This window comes from Janthinobacterium kochi, assembly GCF_051380715.1.
Classification (GTDB): Bacteria; Pseudomonadota; Gammaproteobacteria; order Burkholderiales; family Burkholderiaceae_D; genus Janthinobacterium.
Map to the genome: position 1 here is coordinate 87,906 of NZ_JBNYXO010000004.1, position 25,032 is coordinate 112,937.

The 25,032-nt window shown below is 61.9% G+C and carries 16 protein-coding genes and 2 pseudogenes; 13 read left to right on the forward strand and 5 right to left on the reverse strand.

Annotated elements, in window-relative coordinates; all coding sequences use genetic code 11:
* Positions 1 to 106 precede the first annotated feature (106 nt).
* Positions 107 to 1,009: a LysR family transcriptional regulator gene (locus tag ACQ4WL_RS10805; RefSeq protein WP_436509725.1), complete on the forward strand. Its 903-nt coding sequence runs from the start codon at positions 107 to 109 to the stop codon at positions 1,007 to 1,009.
* Positions 1,010 to 1,021: 12 nt separating this feature from the next.
* Here the strand turns inward: ACQ4WL_RS10805 and ACQ4WL_RS10810 are convergent, their stop codons facing one another.
* Positions 1,022 to 2,110 carry a flavodoxin family protein gene (locus tag ACQ4WL_RS10810; protein ID WP_436509726.1) on the reverse strand — a complete coding sequence of 363 codons (1,089 nt, stop codon included), beginning with the start codon at positions 2,108 to 2,110 and terminating at the stop codon, positions 1,022 to 1,024.
* A 129-nt stretch (positions 2,111 to 2,239) separates the two neighbouring features.
* Between ACQ4WL_RS10810 and ACQ4WL_RS10815 the strand changes: the two genes are divergently transcribed.
* Positions 2,240 to 2,800 (forward strand): helix-turn-helix domain-containing protein, encoded by a 561-nt coding sequence (locus tag ACQ4WL_RS10815; protein WP_436509727.1) that lies wholly within the window; start codon positions 2,240 to 2,242, stop codon positions 2,798 to 2,800.
* 7 nt (positions 2,801 to 2,807) lie between these two features.
* On the forward strand, positions 2,808 to 3,332 hold the full coding sequence (locus ACQ4WL_RS10820; RefSeq protein ID WP_436509728.1) for a GNAT family N-acetyltransferase: 525 nt from the start codon (positions 2,808 to 2,810) through the stop codon (positions 3,330 to 3,332).
* Between the two features lie 21 nt (positions 3,333 to 3,353).
* Here the strand turns inward: ACQ4WL_RS10820 and ACQ4WL_RS10825 are convergent, their stop codons facing one another.
* Positions 3,354 to 4,751 (reverse strand): methyl-accepting chemotaxis protein, encoded by a 1,398-nt coding sequence (locus tag ACQ4WL_RS10825; protein ID WP_436509729.1) that lies wholly within the window; start codon positions 4,749 to 4,751, stop codon positions 3,354 to 3,356.
* Between the two features lie 372 nt (positions 4,752 to 5,123).
* On the opposite strand from ACQ4WL_RS10825, the gene ACQ4WL_RS10830 reads away from it, so the two are divergent.
* On the forward strand, positions 5,124 to 5,387 hold the full coding sequence (locus ACQ4WL_RS10830; RefSeq protein ID WP_436509730.1) for a DUF378 domain-containing protein: 264 nt from the start codon (positions 5,124 to 5,126) through the stop codon (positions 5,385 to 5,387).
* A gap of 213 nt (positions 5,388 to 5,600) precedes the next feature.
* On the opposite strand, the gene ACQ4WL_RS10835 is transcribed toward ACQ4WL_RS10830, so the two are convergent.
* Both ACQ4WL_RS10835 and ACQ4WL_RS10840 read right to left on the reverse strand, forming a co-directional pair.
* Positions 5,601 to 6,023, reverse strand: a complete 423-nt coding sequence (locus ACQ4WL_RS10835) for a c-type cytochrome (protein WP_436509731.1) — start codon at positions 6,021 to 6,023, stop codon at positions 5,601 to 5,603.
* A gap of 115 nt (positions 6,024 to 6,138) precedes the next feature.
* Positions 6,139 to 7,017 carry an EamA family transporter gene (locus tag ACQ4WL_RS10840; protein WP_436509732.1) on the reverse strand — a complete coding sequence of 293 codons (879 nt, stop codon included), beginning with the start codon at positions 7,015 to 7,017 and terminating at the stop codon, positions 6,139 to 6,141.
* 199 nt (positions 7,018 to 7,216) lie between these two features.
* Between ACQ4WL_RS10840 and ACQ4WL_RS10845 the strand changes: the two are divergent.
* The 8 genes and pseudogenes from ACQ4WL_RS10845 to ACQ4WL_RS10880 form a co-directional block, all read left to right on the forward strand.
* A pseudogene (locus tag ACQ4WL_RS10845) lies at positions 7,217 to 7,288 on the forward strand (hypothetical protein); the annotation flags it as partial.
* A gap of 31 nt (positions 7,289 to 7,319) precedes the next feature.
* On the forward strand, positions 7,320 to 7,478 hold the full coding sequence (locus ACQ4WL_RS10850) for a putative porin (RefSeq protein WP_436509733.1): 159 nt from the start codon (positions 7,320 to 7,322) through the stop codon (positions 7,476 to 7,478).
* A 413-nt stretch (positions 7,479 to 7,891) separates the two neighbouring features.
* Complete coding sequence (locus tag ACQ4WL_RS10855; protein WP_436509734.1) at positions 7,892 to 8,575, forward strand: hypothetical protein; 684 nt, start codon at positions 7,892 to 7,894, stop codon at positions 8,573 to 8,575.
* 12 nt (positions 8,576 to 8,587) lie between these two features.
* The gene (locus ACQ4WL_RS10860) at positions 8,588 to 9,094 is read left to right on the forward strand and encodes an RNA polymerase sigma factor (protein ID WP_436509735.1); all 507 of its coding nucleotides are present in this window, start codon (positions 8,588 to 8,590) and stop codon (positions 9,092 to 9,094) included.
* A 108-nt stretch (positions 9,095 to 9,202) separates the two neighbouring features.
* On the forward strand, positions 9,203 to 10,204 hold the full coding sequence (locus tag ACQ4WL_RS10865; RefSeq protein WP_436509736.1) for a FecR family protein: 1,002 nt from the start codon (positions 9,203 to 9,205) through the stop codon (positions 10,202 to 10,204).
* Positions 10,205 to 10,389: 185 nt separating this feature from the next.
* Positions 10,390 to 21,693: a filamentous hemagglutinin family protein gene (locus ACQ4WL_RS10870; RefSeq protein ID WP_436509737.1), complete on the forward strand. Its 11,304-nt coding sequence runs from the start codon at positions 10,390 to 10,392 to the stop codon at positions 21,691 to 21,693.
* Between the two features lie 118 nt (positions 21,694 to 21,811).
* On the forward strand, positions 21,812 to 22,366 hold the full coding sequence (locus ACQ4WL_RS10875) for a YbaB/EbfC family DNA-binding protein (RefSeq protein ID WP_436509738.1): 555 nt from the start codon (positions 21,812 to 21,814) through the stop codon (positions 22,364 to 22,366).
* 51 nt (positions 22,367 to 22,417) lie between these two features.
* Positions 22,418 to 23,803, forward strand: a complete 1,386-nt coding sequence (locus tag ACQ4WL_RS10880) for a trypsin-like peptidase domain-containing protein (RefSeq protein ID WP_436509739.1) — start codon at positions 22,418 to 22,420, stop codon at positions 23,801 to 23,803.
* Between the two features lie 239 nt (positions 23,804 to 24,042).
* Here the strand turns inward: ACQ4WL_RS10880 and ACQ4WL_RS10885 are convergent.
* A pseudogene (locus ACQ4WL_RS10885) lies at positions 24,043 to 24,186 on the reverse strand (DDE-type integrase/transposase/recombinase); the annotation flags it as partial.
* Positions 24,187 to 24,358: 172 nt separating this feature from the next.
* Here ACQ4WL_RS10885 and ACQ4WL_RS10890 point away from each other — a divergent pair.
* A complete protein-coding gene (locus ACQ4WL_RS10890) occupies positions 24,359 to 25,015 on the forward strand; it encodes a hypothetical protein (RefSeq protein WP_436509740.1) in 657 nt (218 codons plus the stop codon).
* Positions 25,016 to 25,032 lie beyond the last annotated feature (17 nt).

Below are 25,032 nucleotides of genomic sequence, written 5' to 3' on the forward strand. Positions count from 1 at the left end.
CCGTACTCCATGGTGTCTGGTTCATATGGCATGACTGTACAGTTCGTCGATTAAATGGTAAAACGGATTGTTCTTGTATGTTTAACAGATTCAATAGGTAGATTTGATGGCCTTAACTTTGCGGCAACTGCAGATTTTTCTCGCCGTGGCGGACACGGGCAGCACCAGCGCGGCCGGCGAGTTGATTGCGCTGTCGCAATCGGCCACCAGCGCGGCACTGAATGAACTGGAAACCTTGCTCGGTGCACACCTGTTCGACCGGGTGGGCAAGCGATTGCTGCTCAACGACAATGGCCGTTTGCTGTTGCCGCAGGCGCGGCAGATGCGCGACGGGGCCGCCAGCATCGAGCGCCAGTTCGCGGGCGCCGATCCTGCCGTGCCCGTCAGCCTGCAAATCGGCGCCAGCACCACCATCGGCATTTATCTGCTGCCGCAGATCCTGGCGCAGGCGGCGCAGCAGTACGGGCGCAGCATCCCGCAAGTGACGATTGCCAACACGGCCGACATCGCCGCCGCCGTGGCGGAGTTCCGTGTCGATATCGGCCTGATCGAAGGGCCGTGCCACGAAGCGGGCTTGCTGGTGGAGCCGTGGCTGACGGACCAGATGCTGATCGTGGCCGCACCCACCCATCCGCTGGCGCAGCTGCGCCATCTGCTCAGTTTTGCGGAACTGAACCAGGCAGGCTGGCTGCTGCGAGAAGCGGGTTCGGGCACGCGCGAAGCGGTGGAGCAAGCCTTGGTGCCGTATCTGCACTATCTGCGCCCCGCAGGCGAGTTCAGCAACTCGGAAGCCATCAAGTATGGCGCGGCGGCCGGTCTCGGTATCGCCTGCCTGTCCAGCGTCGTGGTGGCTGATCTGCTGGCCAGCGGGCAACTGGTGGAACTGGAGACCATGCTGCCGCCATTGGCGCGCAACTTTTACCTGATCCGCCAATCCAAGAAGATCCTCTCGCCCCGTTTGACGGGTTTTCTGGAACTGTGCCGCCACGCGTCACGCATGGCGGGGTAGGTAGGCACAGTTTCATTTTGGCCGCGGAGCTTGTAATGCTGCATCGGGCGGCGCCAGTGTGCCCGCGCGCAGCCGTTGGACGGCTTCGGCCACGGCACGCGCCACGTTGCGCACTTCTTCCTGCATATGGGTATCGCGGTCCAGCGCCTCATGGCTTTGCGCATAGCTGTCGTAATAGCCGATGTAGCGGTCCAGCCGCGACTTGGTGCCCGCATCGACCAGACCCATCCAGTCGAGCCAGTCCGACAGGCCCCGCCGCACCCCTTCGATGCCGGCCACGTCGCCATGCACGACCAGGCCATACGCCCGCCCGGCCAGGTGTTTAGGATAATTCCAGCCTTGTAACTCCAGGGCCTTCGCTTCCACGGCTTTCTTACCGTGCGTGGATGTGGGATCCAGGTTGCCGCCATCGGCGCAGACGAGCCGGTCTATCATCAGTTTCAGCACGCCGGGCGTCTGGTACCAGTACACGGGCGTGAGGATGATGACGGCATGGGCGGCCGTCCAGCGCTCGTAAATGTCCGCCATCCAGTCATTCGTCTGGCGTTCGCCATGGTTGGGGTAGCAGCTGCAGGGCCAGTGGCACAGGGGCATGGCCGTCGAGACACAGCCCTTGCATGGGTGAATGTGCAAGTCATACGAGGACGTCAGCAAGCTCAGGTCCAGCACGTCCGCTTCGATGTGCTCGGCCTGCAGCTCTTCCCTGGCCCATTGCGTCATGCGCCAGGTCTTTGATATTTCACCAGGACAAGAACCGCCATTGCGCGCCGCGCCGCAGATCAGCAGCACGCGCGACGGCGTGGCCGGATCTTTCTGGCGCGCCTCGGCGGCCAGCAGGCGCTCGCGCGTGGCCAGCCATTCCACCGACAGCTCATAGTCGGGGTCGGCAAAACCCGGTCCGGCCTTTTGCGTGACGGGCGCCTTGCGGCCATCCTGGTAATTCTTCCACGCCACTTCTTCCACCTGCACCAGGGCGCCGCGCACGGCGTCGAACGTGGGGTCGGCAAACGAGCGGATGAATTGCAAATGAAATTCGACCCTGCCCAGCGGCGCGGGCGCCTGGCCCTGGCGCGGCTGGGGAGTGGGGGGAGTGGCGGACATGGCTTCTCCTTGAGGTGATGACGCCATCTTGCTTGAGCAGCGGCCACTGGTCTGTGCGTTGCGCAACTGTGCAGCGGCAGATTGTCAGATTCCCTTTTCTGGGATATATTTCCATATATGGAAAACGTGATGCTGAGTGATAACGATACGGAGCAGCGGCTGGCGGCACGTTTAAAGCAGTTGCGCGTGGAGCGGGGCTGGTCGCTGGACCAGCTGGCCAGTGCAAGCCAGGTCAGCCGCGCGACATTATCTCGCCTGGAAAATGGCGAAGTCAGCCCGACCACGGTCGTGCTGGGCAAGCTGTGCGCCGCGTATGGCCTGGCCATGTCGCGCCTGCTGCGCATGGTCGAGGACGATTTTCCACCGCTGCTGCGGCAGGCTCAGCAAAGCGTATGGACGGACCCGGAGACCGGTTTCCGGCGCCGCTGCGTCTCTCCGCCGTCGCGCGCGCTGGCCGGCGAAGCGCTCGAATGTGAACTCGGCGCTGGCGTGACGATTGCCTATGCCGCCTCGCCCCGGCCCGGCATGGAACATCATCTGTTGCTGCAGGAAGGCCAGCTGACCGTGACCGTCGACGGCCGCTCCCACGATTTAATGCCTGGTGATTGCCTGCGCTACCAGTTGCAGGGCGCCAGCACCTTTGTCACACCAGCCGACAGCGGCGCCCGCTACTTTCTCTTTCTTGTCTGAGGTCATCATGCCCGCATTGCTGCGCAGTTTTACACCCGCCGATATCCTTGCCCGCCTGCCGGAACTGGGCGCCTTGCTGCAAGAATGCGTGCACGACGGCGCCAGCATCGGCTTTATCTTGCCCTTCGACTCGGCGGCCAGCCAGGCGTTCTGGATGGACAATGTGCTGCCCGCCTTGACGCGCGGCGTGCGCCTGCTGCTGGTGGCCGAGGTGGAAGGGAAGGTGGCGGGCGCCGTGCAGCTGGACTGGGACACCAATCCCAACCAGGCGCACCGGGCCGAAGTACGCAAGCTGCTGGTCGCGCCCGCTTTCCGTCGGAGCGGGATCGCCCGTTTGCTGATGCAGGCGCTGGAAGAGCAGGCGCGCCAGCTGTCGCGCAGCCTGTTGACCCTGGATACGCGCAGCAGCGACCATGCGCAAGGGCTGTACTTGTCGCTGGGCTATGTAGTGGCGGGCAGCATCCCTGCTTATGCGCTGGCGCCGGCCGGCGACCGGCTGGACGCCACCACCATCATGTACAAGCAGCTATAGCGGGGAACTCAGGCGGGGAACTCAGGCTTTCAGGCGCGCTCTAACGGCAGGGGCGCGTGAGCGTGCCAGGGCGGGGGGCGCCTTGCCATGCGTTGCGTATTGCGCCGCGACAAGGCTGATGGCCGGTGCCGCGTGCAGGGGGGCCACCTCATTGCCCAAGCTGAAGATGCCCACCGTGCCCGATAGCTGCTGGGCGCGCTGTTGCATGCTCGCCGCCGCCGTCGACGCCTGTTCCACCAGCGCCGCGTTTTGTTGCGTCACCTGTTCCATCTGCACGATGGCGGCATTGACTTGCTCGATGCCGGATAATTGCTCGCCGCTAGCCATGCTGATCTCGCCCATGATGTCCGTCACGCGGTGTACGCTGGCAACAATTTCGTGCATGGTGGCGCCCGCCGTATCGACCAGGCGCGCGCCCGCGTCGACCCGTTCGACGGAGTCGCCGATCAGCTGCTTGATTTCCTTGGCCGCGCCGGCCGAACGCTGCGCCAGGGTGCGCACTTCGGCGGCCACGACGGCAAAGCCGCGTCCCTGTTCGCCTGCGCGCGCCGCTTCCACGGCCGCATTCAGGGCCAGGATATTCGTCTGGAAGGCGATGGCGTCGATCACGCCGATGATGTCAACGATCTTTTTCGACGAGGCGTTGATCGAGCTCATGGTATCGACCACTTGTGCCACCACCTTGCCCCCTTTGCCGGCCACGTCGGCGGCCGATAGCGCCAGCTGGTTGGCTTGCCGCGCGTTATCCGCATTTTGCTTGACGGTGCCAGTCAGCGCTTCCATCGAGGCGGCCGTCTGCTCCAGCGAACTGGCTTGCGCCTGCGTGCGCTGCGACAAGTCCAGGTTGCCGGCGGCGATTTCGCCCGAGGCGCCTGCGATGTCTTGCGTGCCGCCGCGCACCTCGCCCACGATATGGATCAAGCTGGCATTCATGTCTTTCAGTGCCTGCAGCAACTGGCCTACCTCGTCGCCAGATTCGACGCGGATATTGCCGCTCAGGTCGCCGCGGGCCACCTTGCGCGCCACCTTGACGGCGTGCCGCAGGGGCCGCACGATACCGCTGCTGATGAACCAGGCCGTGGCCAGGCTCAGCACGCCGCCGATCAAGCCCAGCGCGATGATCAGCACGCTGGTGTTGTGCGCACGGGCAATGGCCGCCTGGGCCGCCGCGCGCATCTGCGTTGATTGCATGGCGATCTGCTGGTCGATGTCGCGCAGGGCGGGCTGCTCTTGCGTGCTGTTGCGTGTGGCTTGCAATTGCTCGATGCGCGCATAGCGCTGGTTCACGCTGCTATCGATTTCCCCGCTCACCGTGGCCAGCTGCCACGTGCTGATGCTGACGACCAGCGCCAGCAGCAGCGATGCCAGCAGAAAACCCGTGGTCAGGCGTACACCGATGCGTATGTTTGAAATATTCATGTCCCCTCAGCTGTTGTCCCATGGTGGCCGCACCCCATGCGGGCGGCACGGCGCGGCGCTGTTGCCCCTGACGTTGCCGGGGTGAAATGAGTGTAGCAGTGCAATACTAAGTAATCTATAAATATTTCCATATTGGAATTGGTCACTGCTTGTTTAGCAACAGCCGGCAACTCCGATAACTATTAACGAAACGCATAGCCGTCTTGCCTGTTGCCGGCGCCTGGTTTGTTGCCAGATAAAATCACCCGCCGTATTACAGACTCGTCCTACCTCGAACCCCGGCATCGTCCGACTGGCATGTGCCGGTGCGGCGCCTACACTGTTCCTTGCACAGACCCGGCGGCGGGTCCTTTCTTCTTACAGGAGGCTGAGATGGCGAATATCCAGGCAGGATCGGACGGTGCTGCAAACGAGGAAATGAAGGCAAAGCGCCTGAACGTGGTCGACTGGATCTCCATGATCCTGCTGATCGTGGGCGGCTTGAACTGGGCGCTGGTGGGCTTGTTCGACATCGACATCGTGGCCCGCATCCTCGGTGCCATGACGACGGCTTCGCGCGGCGTGTATGTGCTGGTGGGGCTGGCGGCGCTGTATTCCATTTACTTGTGCGTGCGCAAGCTGCCGGCCAAGCCCTAAGGGAAGCTGTGCCTGTCGGTGCCCATCCCCGGCGCGAACGCGAATTCAAGCAGCTGCAACGGGACTTCAAGCAGCAAGGGCGTTAACCGGGCGGTGTACAAGAAGCGTAAGGGCTTGCTGCAAGCGCTGGAGGCTTGAGCTGCTGTCATGGCTTGATGGGCCGTGTCTGCCTGTCCGCGTGCGCGCGGGCAGGCCAGTGTGTGACCTGCTTGCTTACTGCGTGCGCAGGTAGGCCAGCAAATCGGCCACTTGCTGCGCATTGCCGATACCCCAGAAGCGCATGTTGTTTCCAGGAATGAAATCGCTCGGTGCCTTGAGAAAGCCAGCCAGGTTTTGCTCGGTCCAGACAATGTTCGCATTTTTCATGGCAGCCGAATATTTAAAGTCGGTGGTGGCACCGGCCTTGCGGCCAATCACGCCCGTCAGCTTGGGACCGAAGCCGCCACGCGCCGATGGCCCTACCTGGTGGCAGGAGGCGCACTTGCGAAACGCGGCCTTGCCTGCTTCGGCGTTGCCGGTGAGGGCGGCGGGAGCGGCGGCGTGCGTGATGGCAGCGTGCGTCAGCAGCAGACCTGCGGAGGCAAGAGAGAAGAGATAGCGAAAAAGAAAGGGGGATGTCATCGGAAAGGCGGGCATGCAATGCGTGGTAAGCGATGACGCATTTTACAGGTGCACATCAAAACCTGCCCGCCAGCTGCGCAGCAATGCCAGGATGCGGCGCAGGCAGTCGTACAGGATGGACTGAGTACCGCTAGCGCTTGCCGCCTTGGGCACCCAGCGCCGCCATGGCCGAGGCGAACACGATGCAGGCGATGGCCAGCCACTGGGTCAGGCTCAGCAGTTCTCCCAGCACCGCCATGGCAGCCAGCGCGCTGACGGCGGGCGCCGCGCTGCTGAACATGCCGAACACGCCTTGCGGCAAACGGCGCAGGGCAAAGATTTCCAGCGAATACGGCAGTGCGCTGGACAGCATGGCGATGGCCAGGCCCATCAGCGCAATCGATGGCGCCAGCAGGGCAGTGCCCGCATACGTGATACCGATGGGCACCGTCACCATCGCTGCCACCGTCATGCCCCAGGCCACGGCTTGCCCACCCTGCAAGGTCGAGGCGCGCTTGCCGAAGATGATGTACAGCGCCCAGCACAGCGCCGCCCCCAGCGCATACGCCACGCCGACCGGGTCCAGGCTGCCCGGGCTGCCCTGCAGCGGCAGCAATAAATACAGGCCGAACACGGCGCACGCCACGGCCAGCAAATCGCGCGGCCGGCGCGACGACAGCATCGCCACGGCCAGCGGCCCCGTCACCTCGATGGCCACCGCAATACCGATCGGTATCAGCGCAAACGCCCGGTAAATCAGCAAGTTCATCAATCCCAGCACGGAACCGTAGACCAGCAAATTGAGCACATCCTTGCGCGTCAACCGGAAACGCCACGGCCGGAAGATGGCCAGCAGTATCAGCGCCGAAAACCCCACCCGGTACGCCGTAATGCCCTCGACGCCGATGACAGGAAACAGATTCTTCGCAATCGCCGCTCCCAGATTGACAGAAATCTGCCCTCCCAATACGGCCAGGGAAGGGAGCAGGATGCTGTCGGGGCGGGAGGAGGTCGAGGCGGGGGAGGTCATGGGGCGGTATTTTAATACGCCACAGGCTGCCAGTCGCTGGCAGATCTGCAACGGGCGGCAATTTATCCAGCGGCACTGCGTTGGTCAACTGATTTCGGACACAATGATAGGTTCACGTGCTGCCATTTGCCGTTCGTGGACGGTGGGCGGCAAATTGCCTAATACTGAATTGATGTGTTTGCAATTGCAGACGCCGACGATGTATTCGGTGCAGGCGACCCCGGGCAAGGCGAACACGCAAGCGCGTGGCGACTGGAACGTTTTACTTGGCTACAAGCGCATCGAACCGGATGCCTTGCCTGATGCCTGCAACGATTCCACCTTCCACCTCCCACCTTGGCGGCGCGTATGCGCGCGAGAAGAATACCTGCTTGAACGGCCGCTGGACGTCGAGCCGCGAAGTGTTCGCTTCGGCGCCGTCGTTCGACGCCCTGCAAATCGAACTGAACGCAGGTTTTTAAGGAGCCATGATGTTGATATTCAACAAAATGCGCCAGCTTAAACCAAGACAGGTCCGCGCCATGGCGTCGCGTCTGGCTGCCAGGAGTAGCATCAGCTGAGCACTTTGTGTGCTGTTCCTGGCGCGAGTGTCCGCAGCGCCACTGGCGGCGCTGTCCGGCGCGTCTGGATGCCGCGGGAGCCGCAAGTCCGGCTGTCTTCGGCCCGCGCCCGGCACGGCAAGCGCGATCTGCCGCCATCGCTGAACCTTCCATGCCCGGTATCCGTGCCAGGCCAGCATTGGTATTGCCTGCCTGTTTGTCATGGCAACGTCATATTTCTTCGATAACATGGAAAGACTGACAATTCGGCGCCCGCTCCGATTCCACATTCCATGCATGTACACCTCACTTAAATTGTTATGCCAAGAACGGTCGTGCCCATCGCCATGTCTGCATTGGTGGCCGGCATGTCACTGCTGACGCTGGATGCTGCCGGGCAATCGCACTCCTTGCGCCACCCGCATGCCGGCGCAAGTACGGCGCAGCCGCTGCAGCGCCTTGCCCATGAGAGCAGGGTGTTTGACATTCCGGCGCAACCCTTGCAATCTGCATTGACTACGTTTGGCAATCAGACTGGTTTTTCTGGCTTGTACGGTTCGGCATCGACCTCGGGCCGCATATCGGTTCTGGTGTCGGGCAATTACACACCGAGGGCGGCGCTGAACGTGATGCTGGAAGGTACCGGGCTTGCAGCCTACTTTACCGCCATGGATGCATTCGTCCTGGAGCCTGCGACGGCGCCATCGTCTGTCGCTGCCGAACGCGACGTTAGCTATGACGGGCCATTGCAGGCGCAGGTGAGGGAAATATTTTGCCGCGATCCTTTGACTGCTGGCGGCGGCTACCGGATCGCCTTGCGATTTCATCTGGATGCCAGGGGGCGGATATTGCGACCGCTGTTGCTCGATTCTACAGGCGATAGCGCGCGCGACAAGGCTATCCTCGCCGCGTTGCAGCGTGTCGATGTCGGATATGGACCTGCCGATCTGTCAAAGCCGTTTTTCATGCTGATACTGCCGCAGGCACTGACAGCTGCCCGCGCCTGCGCTGTTCATTAAAGTCAGAAAACGATGAACAAATCCGACTTCCTTTCACTGCGCGAGTTCCTGGCGCGCCGCTACGATGACTTGAAGCGACGCCTCACTTTACATCTCGGCAGTGCCGACCTGGCCGGCGATGCTTTGCAGGACACCTGGTTGCGTCTGGAAAGTGGCAAAGAATCCCACGAGCCGATACAGTATCCATTGAGCTACCTGATGCGCATGGCAATCAATTCTGCGCTGGATCGCCTTCGTGCCGAAAAACGTTATCTGAGCGGCGATGAAGTGGATCAGGTCTTGAATACACTGGCCGATCCGATGCCAGGCCCGGCGCAAACTGCCGAGGCCCGTTCGGAAGCGGAACGCCTGGCACTGGTGATCCAGAAAATGCCGCTACGCCGGCGGCATATCCTGATTCTGATACGCGTGGATGAAATGCCAAGGCAGGAGGTCGCAGACCGTCTCGGTGTTTCATTGAGTCTGGTGGATCGCGAATTGAAGCGCGCACATGAGTATATTATTGAACAGATGCAATGAATATGAAGAATAGAGTGCAGTTTTCGTTCTTGAAAGACGTCTTATCGGTAGACGGTCCCTTTTTCGAGCCCCCCATGCTGCTTAACTTATCTGCCGGAGCACTTCCCAGTGCGTGACGAGACGCCCAGTACCGGCCGCCGTCCCGATGCGCTGGAGTTGCGGGCGCACGCATGGTTGAGACTACTCAAGTCCGGCAATGCGCGGGTCGCCGATGCGCAAGCGGTGGTGCGCTGGTGCGCGCTCAGCGAGCAACATGCGCAGGCATTCAAGAATGCCCAGCGCATGTGGCATGACTTGTTACCGGCCGCGGCGCTGGCGGGCATGCACGATGCGCAGCTGGCGCAGGTGCGTACGTCCGTGCACAGCAAGAAAATTGTCCCTATGTCACGCCGTGCCTTCCTCGGCGGCGCGGTCGCCGCCGTGGCCGTCGCCGGTGTGGCATTGGTTCGACCCCCGCTCGATTTGTGGCCCTCTGCTGCGGATGCCTGGCAGTCGGATTATCGTACGGCGACCGGTGAGCAACGTGGCCTGGCACTTGCCGATGGTGTTCAGGTCGAGATGAATACGCGCAGCAGTATTGCATTGCGGGCGGCAGGCGGCGAAACAGTCGGTATTGATGTCATGGGCGGCGAGGTTGCGGTCGATGTCACGCGGCGCGAGCGCGATTTTACTGTCGGCGCCGCAGGTGGTCGCACGGCGGGCCGTGATGCGCGCTTCGAATTGCGCTATCTCGATGATGAAGTGTGCGTAACCTGTGTTGCCGGTTCTGTCAACGTCGAGGCGGCAGGCAGAAGCATCATGCTCGTGGCGGCACAGCAGGTGGTCTATGACAAAAATGCCATCGGACCAGTCCAGCAGGTCAGTCTGGCCGACGTCTCGGCCTGGCGTGATGGTGTGCTGAGTTTTCAACAAACAGCGCTTTCCCAGGTGGTCGCGGAAATCAACCGGTATCGTCCGGGGCGTGTCGTGCTGCTGGCAAAAAAGATGAGTGATCGGCCGGTCAATGGGCGTTTCAATATTCGCCACCTGGACAAGGCCGTCGCACAAATTCAACGTCTGTTCAGCCTGGGCGCCACGTCCTTGCCGGGTGGCGTAGTCATTCTCAAGTAAGGCAGGATAGCGACGGGAGGAGGCTATCGCGCCGCCCTCAAAATTGGTGTACAGCTTTCCGTATTGGTATTCGTCTAGGTGCAAGAGCGGTCGAAAATCTTTCTTCCGCAATCATCTTTCCATCACGATCCATCACTGAAAGAACCCCCATGCCGTCCATTTTTTTTGCACCGATGCTCCCAGCTTTGTCGCAACGTCGAGATCGCACCGAGAAACTGGCGTGGCGCATCAAGCCATTGGCGCGAGCCATCACCTTGATGCTGGCGACGGGCGGTGCAATGAGCAACGCGTATTCGCAGCAAGCCTTCAGTGCGGCCTGGATGGCGCAGAAAGGGGCGATACGCAGCGCCGCGCAGGCCACCGGAAAATTGCCGAATGGCATGGCGGTCACGTCCCTGAACGGCGCCGCGCCGCAGCCACAGGGAACGCATCAGCAACAGCAACGTGCGTTCGCCAATCTTACCTTGGCAGCACGCAATGTCGCCGCGCAACAGGCGGCGCAAGCCGCCGCGCGTCTTGCCGCCGCCAGCGCCGGCGCAAGGCCGGATGGATTGGCTGAAGGTGGCCTGAAGGTCGACGCCAACAGTCTCACGGCCGGCTGGCTCCATGCAAACGCTCCGACGCAAACAGCAACTGGCGGCAAGACCGTCGTCGATATCAAGCAGACGGAGGACAAGGCAATCCTGAACTGGGAAACGTTCAATGTCGGCAAAAACACCATCGTCAATTTCAACCAGAAGGGCGGCAGCAAGGCGGACGGCAGCAACAATTGGATCGCCCTGAACCGCGTCAACGATCCCAGTGGCAAGCCCAGCGAGATCGCGGGGCAGATCAAGGCCGACGGTTCGGTGTACATCATCAACCGCAACGGCATCATCTTTAACGGCAATAGCCAGGTGAATACGCGTACCTTGGTGGCCAGTACCCTGCGCCTGACCGACCAGCAATTCAAGCTCGGTATTAACAATGCGCAGACCTTGGCCAATCAGGGCAATGATTTCCCGGTTCCACAGTTCGGAGAATTTACCACCCAGAAACCATCGATATACGGTGCGTCAGGCTATGTTGCCGGTAACGGCGCCGTGCCGGACACGCTGGGCCTGGTGGACCGATTCGACCCCGGCACGCCACCTGGAGAGGTCAGGGTGGAGGCAGGTGCGCGCATTGAAGTCGATAATGGCAGCAAGGTCATGCTGTTCGCGCCCAAGGTCAGGAATGCCGGTTATATCTCGGCGCCCGATGGCCAGGTCATCCTGGCAGCCGGCGAAAACGTTTATCTGAAGACACCTTCGGCGCTGGACCCGAATGCCGTGCGTGGCCTCGATGTCGCCGTATCGGCGGTTCCTGGGTGGGTATTTACTGGTGGACAGATGCAGGCTGCGCTGGGTTTGGAAACCGCGTATGCGGATTTCAATTACGTCGCAGGTATCCGCGACGTTGTCTTGCCTGAAATGGCCGCGCGCGCCAAGGCGGTCGCTTATGAAGTAAGCAATACCGGCACGGTGCGGGCCGATCGCGGCAACGTTACGCTGCAAGCGCAAGACGTGCGCCAGGACGGTGTGCTGATGTCGAGCACCGCATTGAACAACCGCAATGGTTCCATCCTGTTGCGCGCCTGGGGCCAGGGCACGCATATGTACGCCGATGGCATTGACGATCTGTACAACTGGTCGGCCGGCACGTTGACGCTGGGCAGCGGCAGTGTGACCCAAATTTTGCCGGACAGCTCGGACAAGAGTGAAATCGAAGCGTCGGCCCTTGCCACGCGCTACCAGCCAGGCTGGGTCGGCATGTACGGTCAACTGATCGACCTCAAATCGCAGGCAGGCGTCGTTGTTCCTGCCGGCAAGATCAACATGGAATCGGCTGTCAATCCGATCTTTACCCAGCAGGCCTGGCGCAAAGGGAGTGTGGGCGACGCCAGTCGTATCTATTTCGACGGCGATGCATTCCTGAGCGTGGCTGGCTTGCAAGACATGCTGGTGGCGATGTCGCGCAACTTCATCGAAGCGGAGTTGCGGACAAATGAACTGCGTGATTCGCCACTGTTGCTGGACTCCTGGCTACGCGGTAAAAAAGTGATTGTCGACCGCCGCGCACACGGCGTGTTCGACAATGTGCCGATGGCCGGCGTGAAGTGGGTCCAGAAAAAGGATGCGAATGGTCAATTGGTGTACCTGCCCGGCGCATGGGTAGGCACGCCGCTGGGCGACATGGCAGGCTGGGTTGGTGTTGGCAAGACCGATCTGAATGAACTGTCGGCGGATGCCGGAAAAATCATGTTGCGTGCAGGTGGCGCCGTCATTACGCGCGGCGGTTCGATGATCGACGTATCGGGTGGCTCGATCCGTTATGCCGACGGCGTCAACAACGCCACCAGGCTCCAGGGAGCCGATGGCCGTCTGTATGCGATGGATCAAGCCATGCCCGATATCGACTACGTAGGTATCGCCGGCAATTTCACGCGCAAGAGCGCGCGCTGGGGGCAAGCGGAGACCTGGCGTAATCCCTTGATTGGTGGCAACCGGCTGGAAGCCGGCTATACGGAGGGGCGCAAGGCCGGCGAGGTACAGATCTTTGCCGGCGATGCCATGGTGCTCGAAGGCGATGTGTGGGGTGGCGTGGTGGTGGGCGAGCGCCAGCGGCAGGCACCTGGCGGCAACACGGGCGGCAAGCTGGAATTGGGCGGCGGCAGCGTGGAAGACCGCCCCTGGTCGCCGGGCACCATCATCGTCAGCCATGATCCGCAACGCCTCGGCAGTGCATTCAACGCCACTACGGTGCTCGGTTCGGACTTTTATATTCCCGTCGACCCGGCCAGGCCACAATCAAAAAAATTGACCCTGCTCGCCGACGCCATGTTGAGCAGTTCAGGCATGGGGCAGCTCAATTTCAACATCATTCGCGGCGACTTTGAATTGGCCAGCGGTGCCAATCTGGCATTCATGCCCGGCACCGCGCTATATGTTTCCGGCGCCGATGGATCGACGGGCAATATCGGCATCAACGGCATGATCCGTTCCGCCAACGGCTCCATCGGTCTCGATTCCGCCAACGGACAACTGGTCATCGGTGCCCAGGGCGGACTGGATGTTTCCGGGCAATGGCTCAATGCATGGCGGGACGGCATGCCGGCAGGTCCATGGGCCATCGATGGCGGCGCCATCAAGCTCAATGTCGGCAAAATGACGGCGAAAGGGGAGGCGGTACTCGATGTCTCCGGCGGCGGCCGTGCAGACGCTGGCAAGAATGGCTTGCCGACTTTGCGCGTGGGAAATGCCGGCTCCGTCACCTTGGCCGGCGTGACGCCGGATATGGACCTGGCGGCACTGAATCTGCGTGCGTATGCAGCCGGTTCATCCGGCAGCCTGTTCATCGAAACGTCTTCCTCGGTGCAACTGGGCGGAGCGGCGGACGTGCCGAACGTCGTGCTGCTGCCGGCCAGCCTGTATGGTGATCGCGGTTTCGGCAATGTCTCTGTCACCACGCGCGGCTCCGGCAATATTGCGGTGCCGGATGGCGTGACGGTGGCGCAGCAGGCAGCCAGCATCGACTTGACTTCGTTCGCCTACCGCGACGTCGCGACCGGCCGCAGCCTGGCCGAGGTGGCGCCGCTCACGGTGCTGCGCCAGGAAGAGCGGCTGCAGCGCAAGCCGGGCGGCCTGGCGTTATCGACGGAAAACGGCGCCATCAGCGTGGGCAAGGACGCGGCGATCATTGCCGATAACGGTGGACGGTTGCAGCTCGGCGCTGGTGGCGTCAGCGGTGCGCTGGAGGTGCTGGGCCGCCTGGAAGCCCCGGCGGGCAGTATCGAACTCAGTGGCGCCAGCGTCGCACTGGGCGCGGATGCGCAATTGCTGGCGCGTGGCGTGGCATCGATCCATACGGACAAGTCCGGGCATTTGCAGGGCGAGGTCAGGGCTGGCGGCGTGATCGATATCCGCGGCGCGGAGGTGACACTGGCAGCCGGTTCGCTGCTTGACGTGTCGGGCGCCCATGGGGAGATCGAGCAGGCCGAGGCAGGCAAGGCGCTGGGAGAGCTCGGTTATGCCAGACGCGGGCTGGCGAGTGATGGCGGTTCGATACGCGTGCGTGGCGCAGGGCTGATGGCCGGCACGCTGGCAGGCCAGGCCGGTGGCGCTGGCGCCCAGGGCGGCACCCTGGCGATTGCGCATGCATCGTCGGCGACTGGCGCCAATCTGGCGGAGCGCGTACGTGGCTATTTTTGCATGGCCGCCGGTTTATGTAGCGCCGATAAAATCATCGGCTTCGATTTTGCCACGATGGTGGACCCGAGTTTGCCCCCCCTGGTCATCAGTAAAGAGCTGTACGAGTATTTAGGCTCGGCATCCAGGCTTGCCCTTGCCGTGACGGCTACTGGCGCGGCGGGCGGAGGGCAGGGTACTGCCATCGATTACGCGGCATTTGGCATGAACGATACCGTGCTGGACTTGTTCCGCGACTATGTCGGCCTGGATTTGCGGTCCTTGACGCCGGTCAATTCGCTCATGGTGGTGCGGCCGGCATCGTTTTCCCGGGGCGGCTTTGCCAATCTCGGACTGGCCTCTGCCGGCGCGGTGGAATTGGGTGACGTGCAGCTTGCCGCGGCCACGAGCATCACGCTCGACGGCACGCTGCGTCATGCTGTCGGGGAGTCGGGCCATGCCAGCCTGACAGCGGCGTATCTCGGACTCAAACAGACCGCCGCCGCCGCCGTCCCGGCCGCAAGCGCACTGCGCACGGGCAGCTTGACATTGAACGCGGACGTTATCGATGTCGTCGGTGGCCAGAGCGGCGCTGCCGGCATCGCCGGGCCGGTGAGTATTCGTGGCTTTGCCCGGACGGCATTGCATGCACCGGAGTTGCGTTTCAGCGCCGCGAGCGCCCCGATCGATGCCAGTGCCAGCACTGCCGTGCTGGACGTCGATGGCGCGCTGAGCATCGCCGCGGGACAGATCTATCCGTCCGTGGCGGTGAATGCCAAAATCGTGTCCGCTGAAGCGATAGCCGTGGAGCGCCTGGGCACCGCATCGGGCTTGCCATTGTCGGCGGGAGGCACATTGCGACTGGAAGCGCCCGTCATTGAACAGAATGGGGTATTGCGTGCCCCCTTCGGCCAGATCGAATTGATCGCCAGCAATCAACTGACACTCGGTGCCGGCAGCATCACCTCCGTCTCCGGTGCCGGGTTGATGGTGCCGTATGGCACCTTGTCCAACAACGAGCACTGGCAGGACCCCGCCAGGCCGGCCGATGGCAGCAATCCGGCGACAGGTTCGCTCACATCGCCGCCCGAGAAGCGCATCAGCATGACGTCACCGAATATCGACCTGGCCCAGGGCGCGGTCGTCGACATTCGCGGTGGCGGCGATCTGTATGCCTGGGAGTTCGTTCCCGGCCCAGGTGGTTCCCACGATATCCTCAACATGCCCGGCATGTACGCCGTGATGCCGGGCCAGCCGGCAAGCGCACCTGTTGCCGGCGTAGCATCGGGCAAGCGCATCTGGCTCGCCGGTGGTCCCGGCCTGGCAGCCGGCTGGTACGCCTTGCTGCCGGCACGCTACGCCTTGCTGCCGGGCGCTTTTGCGGTCCAGTCGACAGGCAATGCATGGGCCGGCCCGGTCGCACCGGGCTTTGCCACGCCGGAGGGGCACCTCATCATGCAAGGCAAGAGCGGCAATGTGTATGGCGGGAGCGAGGACAGACAAGCATCGGCATGGCGCGTCATGTCCGGCAGCACGCTGCGCAAATACACCGAATACAACGATGCCTTTGCCAATAATTTTTTTTCGTCGGACGCGTTCAAGCTCACGCAATACCGCCTGACTGGCCAGGACATCGTGACGCCGCGCCTGGCGCGCGACGGCGGCGGCGTCGTCTTTGATGCCAGCAATCGGCTGACGCTCAATGGCAGCTTGCTGTCGCAGGCAGACAAGGGCGGACGGGGCGGCCTGGTCGATATCGCCGGCAAGAAGATCGCCATCGTGGGGGGCGGGCAGGATGCCGGCACGCTGCAGGCGGAGGGCTACCTCGTCATCGATGCCGCAGGCCTGTCGAATTTCGGCGCCGGCAGCTTGCTCATAGGCGGTACGCGCAAAGGTGATCTGCTGGGCACGCAGGTCAATGTCACCGCCAGCAATATCGTCGTGCGCAATGGCGCCGGTTCGGAACTGCATGGCCCGGAAATCATCCTGGCCGCCAGCGAGCAGGTCGCCATTGATGCTGGCAGTGTCGTCAGTTCCAAAGGCAGCGCCAGCAGCAGTGGCGATCTCATCGTCAAGCCCATGCAAGCTGCGGTGTATACGGACCCGGACGGCAATCTCGACGATAACTACGATGGGGTGGTCGATGCGCAGGATGCCAAGGATGACGTGCTGACCACGCCGGCCCAAGACTGGGGCGCACTGGTGCGCGTCGCCAATGGCGAGGCGATCAAAGTGATGCGCCAGAACGTCGATACCACGCGCGGCGGTCGGGTGACTGTCGGCGCCGGTGCGGTACTCAATGGTGGCGGCGCCTTGCTGCTTGACGCCACGCGTGAAACCGATCTTGCCGCCTCTGCCCGCCTGTCCGGCGTCCATCTGTCGGTCGCGGCCGGCCGCATCGGGTTTGGCGGCGGCAGCGGCCTGGTGCTCGACACCGCAGCGCTGGCACAACTGAGCAATTCCAGGCACCTGACCTTTCGCAGCTACTCCAGCTTTGATTTCCATGAATCGCTCGACCTCGGCGCGGCAGGCCTCGCTGCGCTGACATTCGATGGCGCGGCGTTTGCCGGCCATGGCGGTGACATCACCGTCAAGGGCGACGCCATCGCGCTGGAAAACAGTGGCGCCAATCTGGTCGCGACAGGCAATGGCAGCGGCACACTGAAACTCGACGCCGGCACCCTGATCCTTGGCGCAGGCCAGAAGAGCTTTGCCGGATTCAATGCCATCGCCCTGGGTGGCCGCGAGCAGATCGTCGGTGCCGCGAAAGGCGGCATCGATACCGGCGCCATCGCCCTGACCTTGAACACGCCTTTGCTGACTGGCCGCGACGGTGCCGCGCAAAGCATCAGCACCAGCGGCGCATTGCAGGTGCTGGCAACGGCCGGGGGCAATCCGGCACAACAGCATCTGCAGGACAGCCTGGGCTCCCGCCTGAGCCTGTCCGGCGCCAGCGTCCTGTTCGGCGGTCGCGCCGTTGCGCTTGGCGGCAGTATCGACATGACGGCCACCGGCGGTGATCTGATTCTTGCCGATACCGCACAAGTCGATGTCGGCGGCTATGCCAAGCAATTCTTCGACGTGGCCGAATATGCCGATGCCGGCAACATCAAACTGTCGGCGGTGGGCGGCGATGTACGCCTGAAGCGCGGCAGCAATCTCAATCTGGCGGCGCACAAGCTTGGTGGCAATGCGGGCGCCCTGCATATCGCCGCAGCCAATGGCGGCACCGTTGTGCTCGATGGCAGCATACGCGCCCAGGCAGGCGGCAGTGGCGGCGCTGCTGGCAAAGCGGGTTCTTTCTCGCTCGATATTGCTGAATTGAGCGATTTCGCCGGCTTCAGCCAACGCCTCAATGAAGCCGGCATGAATCGTTCACGCCAGTTCCGCATCCGCCAGGGCGACATCCGGCTCGATGGCACGACCACGGTGGAAAACTTCGGTCTCAGCGCCGATCAAGGCAGTATCAGCGTCAGCGGCACCATTGACGCCCGGGCTGCGTATGGCGGCGCGATTCGCATCACCGGCGGTGACGGCGTGACGCTGGGCCCCGGCGCGCAATTGCTGGCAGGCGCCACCGGTGATTTCGGCAGTGGCCGCGTCACCGTCGAAGCGACGGGCGGTCAGCTGAACCTGCAAGGCGGCAGCATTGATGTCGCCGGTAACGAAGGCGGCAAAGTCAGGTTGCGTGCGCAACAGAATGCCGCACACAATGATCTCGACGCCACGCCACTGAACACTGGCATCGTCGGCGCCCGGTCTGCGGTCCTCGAAGGCGTCGCCACCTACAACGTGGCCGACTACGACGGCAGCACGGTCGATTCCGTCAAGGCGGCCGCAGTCGCCGATGCTGCCCAGTTCAACGCTGCTGCGCCTGCCATCGCCAACCGGCTCGGCAGCCATGTTGCCATCACGTCCGGCATTGTCATCGAAAGTGCAGGCGACCTGAGCATGAACGGCGACTGGAATTTGCGTGACGACTTTGCGACCGCGCGCCAAGGGTCGCTCACCTTGCGGGCAGGCGGCAACCTGAGCGTCAAAGGTCATTTGAGCGATGGATTCGACCGTGCCGACCGTAGCGGCAAATTGCAGGAAGGTGCTTCGTGGAATCTGCGCCTCGTCGCAGGTGCCGACCTGGACTCGGCCAATACACTGGCAGTGAAACCGCTGGCAGCACAAGCCATGGGGAGCGGCAGCATCATCATCGGTACTGCCGACAGCAATCCCGATGCCGCGATCGACAATGGCGCGGGGAAACTGATACGCACCGGTAGCGGTGATCTGGAAGTGCGGGCAGGCAGGGATTTGACGCTGGCGCACAAGGAATCCGTGATTTATACGGCAGGTCGCAAGGACATGACGACGTGGGGCGACTTCACGACGGCGAATGCGGGTGCAGCATACGGTATCGAAGGCGGCAATCTCGATATCGGTGCGCAGGGCAGCATGACGGCGCAGCCTGCCGGGCAACGCTTCACGGAGTGGCTGAACCGGCAGGGGACCTTGAACAAACAGCGTTACTTTGGCGAGTACGAGAGTAATGTCTATGGCTGGCGGCCAGATGGCAGCTATGGGCTTTTGATGTTGCCGGCTGAACAATCGAGCTGGTGGGTCAATTATGCTGCTTTCCAGCAAGGCGTGGGCGCCCTCGGGGGCGGCAATGTCACCGTCAACGCCGGTGGCGACCTGAACAATCTGGTGGTGGTGCTGCCGACGACGATGCGCATGCGCGGCGGTCTTGCCGCCAGCGAAGCGATGACGATGGAAACGCGCAATGGCGGCAGCATGAACGTCGAAGCCGGCGGCGCTATCCGTGGCGGCCAGTATTACATTGCGCGGGGCACGGGCGATATCAAGGCCGGTGAAACCGCTGTTGGCAATAGCGTTTCCGTCGTCTGGAATGATGATGAGCCTGATCGCCGCGTCTTTACATTTTCCGTCGCACCCATACTGGCGCTCGGCGACGCCACGCTGAATGTACGCACAGCCGGCGATCTGCGCCTGCAAACCGTGATCGATCCGCTGCTTGTCCGTTATGGCGACGATGGTACGGGGACGCTGGCGAGGATGGATTACGCCGCCTACATGAGCGGCTATACCGATCGCACTGCGCTCAAACTGGTTTCCACCGGGGGTGATATCACCTTCGTCAATCAGGCCGATTTTGTGTTTCACGACGTGTCCTTGAAGCCTGCCCATACTGCTCAGAATAATTTGATTGGTCATGGGGGCAATCGCTTCCCCGCCCGCCTGGCAGCGTTTGCGCTCAATGGCAGTCTGGAAATACAAGGGCCGCTGAGGGGCATGGCCGGCTCCACGAATGATGTGCAATTGATCGCGCAAGACGACATACGTTTTGCGACGCAAAATCGCGACGAACTGAGAGAATTGCGTCTATATGGCGATGTCGAGGCACAAGTGGTCATGCCATATGCGACACCTGGCATGATGCCTTCCCCTTTCATGCCAGGCAGCGTGAGTCAGATTGCCATGGATGCCTTGCTGGCGAATCAGATCGACAGGCCGGGCGCATCGTATTTCAGCGATCCCTACATGCGTGCCATGAGCAATCCAGATGTCTTGCCCCTGGCGCGTGATTTTGCGCCTAGCCGTATTTACGCGGGAGCGGGTTCCATCCTGGGACTGGACTTGACGGCGAATGAACAGACCTGGATACGCGCGGGCCTGGATATCCGCGGGATGCGGCTCAATGCGCGCAATATACGGCCGAGCGATGTGACGTTGCTGGAAGCCGGCAACGATATCCTCGCGATGACGAATGTCCGTGCCGCGATCAGCAATCAGGTCAGCGATACCGGCAGCATCGCCGTGCAGGGACCCGGCGCCCTGACCTTGTCCGCCGGGCGCGACATCTATGCGGATAACTTGAAAATTCAAACCCTGGCGAACCAGCGCTACACCGATGCGGACAATCGGCCGATGGCAGAAACGCAGATCAATGGCTTGCCATCCCAGGGCGCGTCGATCACGCTGATGGCGGGCATGCACAGCGCAACCGGCTACGACGTCTTTGCCAGCGCCTACCTCGATCCAGCCAGGGTCGCCACCATGCCGGAGTATCTCAAAGCCGCAGCGCCCGATGGCGGCATGCTGCCGATCTACCTTACCGACAGTATCGAAACGCGGGTCGACGGGCAGCAGAAAGTCACCCGCCGCGGCCTGGTTTCCTACATGAAGGACATGACAGGACAAGACCTGGCTCCAGTTGACGCCTGGACGCGCTTCCAGTCCTTGCCCCAGTTGGCGCAACAGCAGTTCCTGCGCCAGGTCTACTTGCTGGAGTTGCGCGAGGCTGGCCGCGATCAAGGTGAGCCCGGCGTCGATGGCGTGCCGCGCAACGGCGGCTACAACCGCGGCTACCAGGCGATCGCCACCTTGTTCCCGGGCGATGGATGGAAAGGCAATGTTTCAGCCAATAACATGATGCTACGCACCATGTCCTGTGGCGACATCAACGTCCTCACGCCAGGCGGCGGTGTGCAAGTCGCCTCGCTGGGAGCCGCCGTGCCGGCCGGCTACGGCCTGGTGACGCTGGGCTCCGGCCACATCAATGTGTTTGCCAAGGACGATGTCGTCGTCAATCAGTCGCGTATTCTGTCTTTCGTCCCGGAAGCGACGCTGCGTGGCAGCGACCAGATCATTTGGTCCAGCCGGGGCGGCATCGATGCCGGTCGCGGCTCGAAGACGGTGCGGGTACCATCGGCACCGGAGGTCGTCACCAATGTCGACGGTCACACCATTGTTCGCGAAAAATCGGACATGAGTGGCAGTGGTATCGGTACCGTTGGCGACGGCGACGTCGACCTGGTCGCACCGGAAGGCGTCATCAATGCTGGGGATGCCGGTATCCGTGTTGCCGGCAACCTCAACATCATGGCTTTGCAGGTGCTCAATGCAGACAACATCAAGGTCAAGGGGGAAGCCAAAGGCTTGCCAGCGGCGGCCTCGGTGAACGTCGGCGCCTTGAGCAATGCCAGCGCGGCAGCATCGCAGGCCACGGCGGCGGCGCAGGACGTGCTGCAGCGCGAGCGCAACGATGCCCGCAGAAACCTGCCGTCGATCTTTTCTGTGCGCGTGCTGGGCTTCGGGAATGAGCTATTGCCGGCGAACGGCAATGTTGACGCGGCGCCATCGCATGGCTCGGTGCAGGGCGGCGCCCGCTACGATACGAATAGCGCATTTCAGGTACTTGGGCAGGGCGATCTGACTCCTGCGCAGCTTGCGCGCTTGACGCCGGCCGAGCAGCGTCAGATCAAGAAATAGGCGGGCGCATGACATTTTCGTGACAAACGGCATACGCGGGCGGCAAATCTCGTCTGTATCATAGTCCCGCTGATAAACATGGAAACATGGCGATGCTGCCGGTTTGGCGGGGGTGAGCATGGCATCGTCCGCGGCTGACGTCGCCAAGGACGACCGACGCATTATTTTGACTAGGAAGAGCATGCAGCATTCAGGCGACCAGAAAAAAACCGTATCCACCGTTCTGCCCGGCATCGTTCAACGCGGCATAGAGCGCATGTTGAACATGCTGGCCACCCTTGGTATAGGCCTGACGGTAGTGGCAGCACAACTACCGGCCGCGTCTGCGCAGACTATTCCGCAGCAATGGATCGGTTATGCGCAGATGGCAGGAACGCAATTTGAGGCGTGGCTCAGTGACCCTGCCAGCGATACTGCGGCGAGCTTGCATGCCTGGATGCAGGAGCGCAGCGCGCAAGGCGGGCAGTTCGTGCCCCCGCCGTTGATCGTACGGGTGTGGGTGGCGCCATCGGGCCAGGTTCAGCGTGTCGAGTTCGCATCGCTTGGCCAGGCGCAGGCCGATGCGGACTTGCGTGCGCTGATGACTGCGCGGGTCTTGCCTGAGGTGCCTCCGCCAGACATGCGCCAACCGATGATGCTTGAATTGACCCTGAATCAAAGTGAAGCCCATTAAATCATGGTGCTTGCTTGCTGCCGGCGCGGGAAAAACCTGGAGGTAACGGCAATGCCGCACGTCACGCAGGATGGCATGAAGTTTCGATACAGCAAGATGCTGGCGATGGCATTGACTTTGCTACTTTCCATGACGCTCGGTGCCTGCGGTTCCATGCAAAGTTCCTGGTCGTGGAATGCCCCCGATTTTTCCGCGCTGGCCAAAAAATATGGGCCGGCAGTCGTCAATGTCGGCGTTGTCCGCGACCCGGCGCCGCAACGTGCCGACAGTGCGGCCCCGGTGCAAAATGGCGTGCAGGAAGACAGTCTGGGCTCCGGCTTCATCGTCAGCGAGGATGGCTATATCCTGACCAATGCCCATGTGGTGGCACGCGGTAGCCAGATCAGCGTCAAGCTAACCGACCGGCGTGAATTCAAGGCGCGCCTGATAGGGACGGATCGCGTCGCCGACGTGGCCTTGCTGAAGATCGACGCGCGCGGCTTGCCTACGGTCCGTATCGGCGATCCGAGTATAGTGGATGTCGGTGATTGGGTCTTGGCGATAGGCTCTCCTTTTGGTTTCAGCAATTCCGCCACGGCCGGCATCATCAGTGCCACACGGCGGATTTTGCCTGGCGCCGATTACACGCCATTCCTGCAAACTGACGTGCCAGTCAATCCTGGCAATTCAGGCGGACCGTTGTTCAACCGGCGCGGCGAAGTCATCGGCATCAATTCGCGTATTTACAGCAATAGCGGCGGCTATCAGGGACTATCGTTTGCGATTCCCATCGACGCGGCAATGCGGATCAAGGAGCAGTTGCAAACCACCGGCGCCGTAACGCGAGGCCGACTGGGCATGACGGTCCAGGAAGTGAATCAGGCCTTGGCGGAATCGTTTCACTTGTCGCGTCCGGCTGGCGCGCTGGTCGGTTTTGTGGAGCGGGGCGCTGCGGCGGACCGCGCCGGTGTGAAATCAGGCGACGTCATCTTGCGCGTCAATCAGCACGACGTGATCCAGTCGGCCGACGCCTTGATATTCATTGCCGATGCCGTGCCGGGAGAAGAAGTGGCGTTGACAGTCTGGCGTGATCGCGCGGCGCTGACGCTGATCGTGATGCCCGATCGCGCAGACGCATCGCGCCCGCCGGCGGCCAGGCCTGACATGCAGGCGCCGTTGGGACTGGTCGTCCGGCCGTTGCTGCCGCAGGAACAATTGGTGTTGCGCATAGACGGTGGCTTGCTGGTGCAACGGCTGAACGCCGCGGCCTTGCGCGCCGGCGTAAAAGCTGCGGATGTGATACTGGCGGTGAACGGTCGAACCGTGGGAACGATCGAGGAGCTCGCTGCGGAAGTGGGCGAGGGAGACGGTGCGGTGGCGCTGTTGATACAACGTGGTGCGACACGTTTGTTTATCCCGATCGAAACAAAAAAACCGGCGCCCCGCGACGCAGGGTAATCGCTCTCCATGACGGTGGATGCCTGCCCCGGCGGACCAGCGCGGCGGCGGCTGACGCCAATGCTGATCTTGCCCCCTGTATAACCGGACACGACCTATCCTTGAATTGGCGTCGTTTTCCTGAACCCGGCGCACCAGGATCGACACGTCGCGGCCGGCATTGATCGTATCGATGGCGGCCTTGTTCGCGCCATTCTTGTCCATCGTGATCTTGTCCGGATCGCCGTTCGATGCTATCGCCTTTTGAAGAAGCGCTTCGCGCCAGCCATGTCGCGCTTCGCCGTCAGCAGGAAATCGACTGTCTTGCCCCGCTTGTCGATGGCGCGGTAACGATATTTCCAGATGTCCTGGACCTTGATGTCGGTCTCATCCATGCGCCAACTGCGCCGCGTCGGGATGGTTTAAAAATATATTTGCAATTGTGACAATGCGAGTGTTTTTGGCATTTTTTTATCATTATATTGTCCATTGGCATGGCGGAAATGAGCGAAGTGCTTTATTCACGGTCATTCGACAGTTTCACGCACTTCCAGCAGGGATTTTCCCAGTTCATTTTTGAAGGGTGCGATGATGACAATACTGTTTAATGACTTGTCCTGTAATCAACAAGAGCAATTCAAGGCCACATGCCGGCGCCACGGCATCGATCCAAATACCGTTCGGGCGACATTATCAACCGATAATATGGGCAAGGGCGTATTGTGCGGCCATCCGGCGGCCAGTTCCGCTTTCCCGCCCGATAATATCGTCCAGGTCGACAGCGTAAAGCAGTTGAAAGCCCTGGGCCGCGGTGAAGGCGCGGACGATGTCCTCGGCGCTACCGGTGCGGCTGCGGTCCGCTATCCCACGCCGCTGGCCGAGATGGCGATGCCGGACCTGGCCGCATTTGAGGGGCAGACCGTCAAGCTGCGCAATAGCCTCACGCGCCCGCAATTCCAGGCCGTTTCCGACGCCATGAACGCCTACCTGCTGGGTGATTCAAGCCGGGTCGCGGACTATGAGGACTACATCAACAAGCTGCACTTTCCGCTGCAAATGGCTGTCTACGCAGTTGCCGACCTGGAGATCACGGCAGCCAATCCATTGCTGGTCGCCTATTCGACTTCGCCCACCAGCCTGATATTCGGGACGGTCACGGTGCAGCCGGGCGGCTATATCGAAGCGCAGTCCACATTACAAATGAATGTGCAAACCATGACGATCGTTTCCTGATCTCGTCACCGAGAATA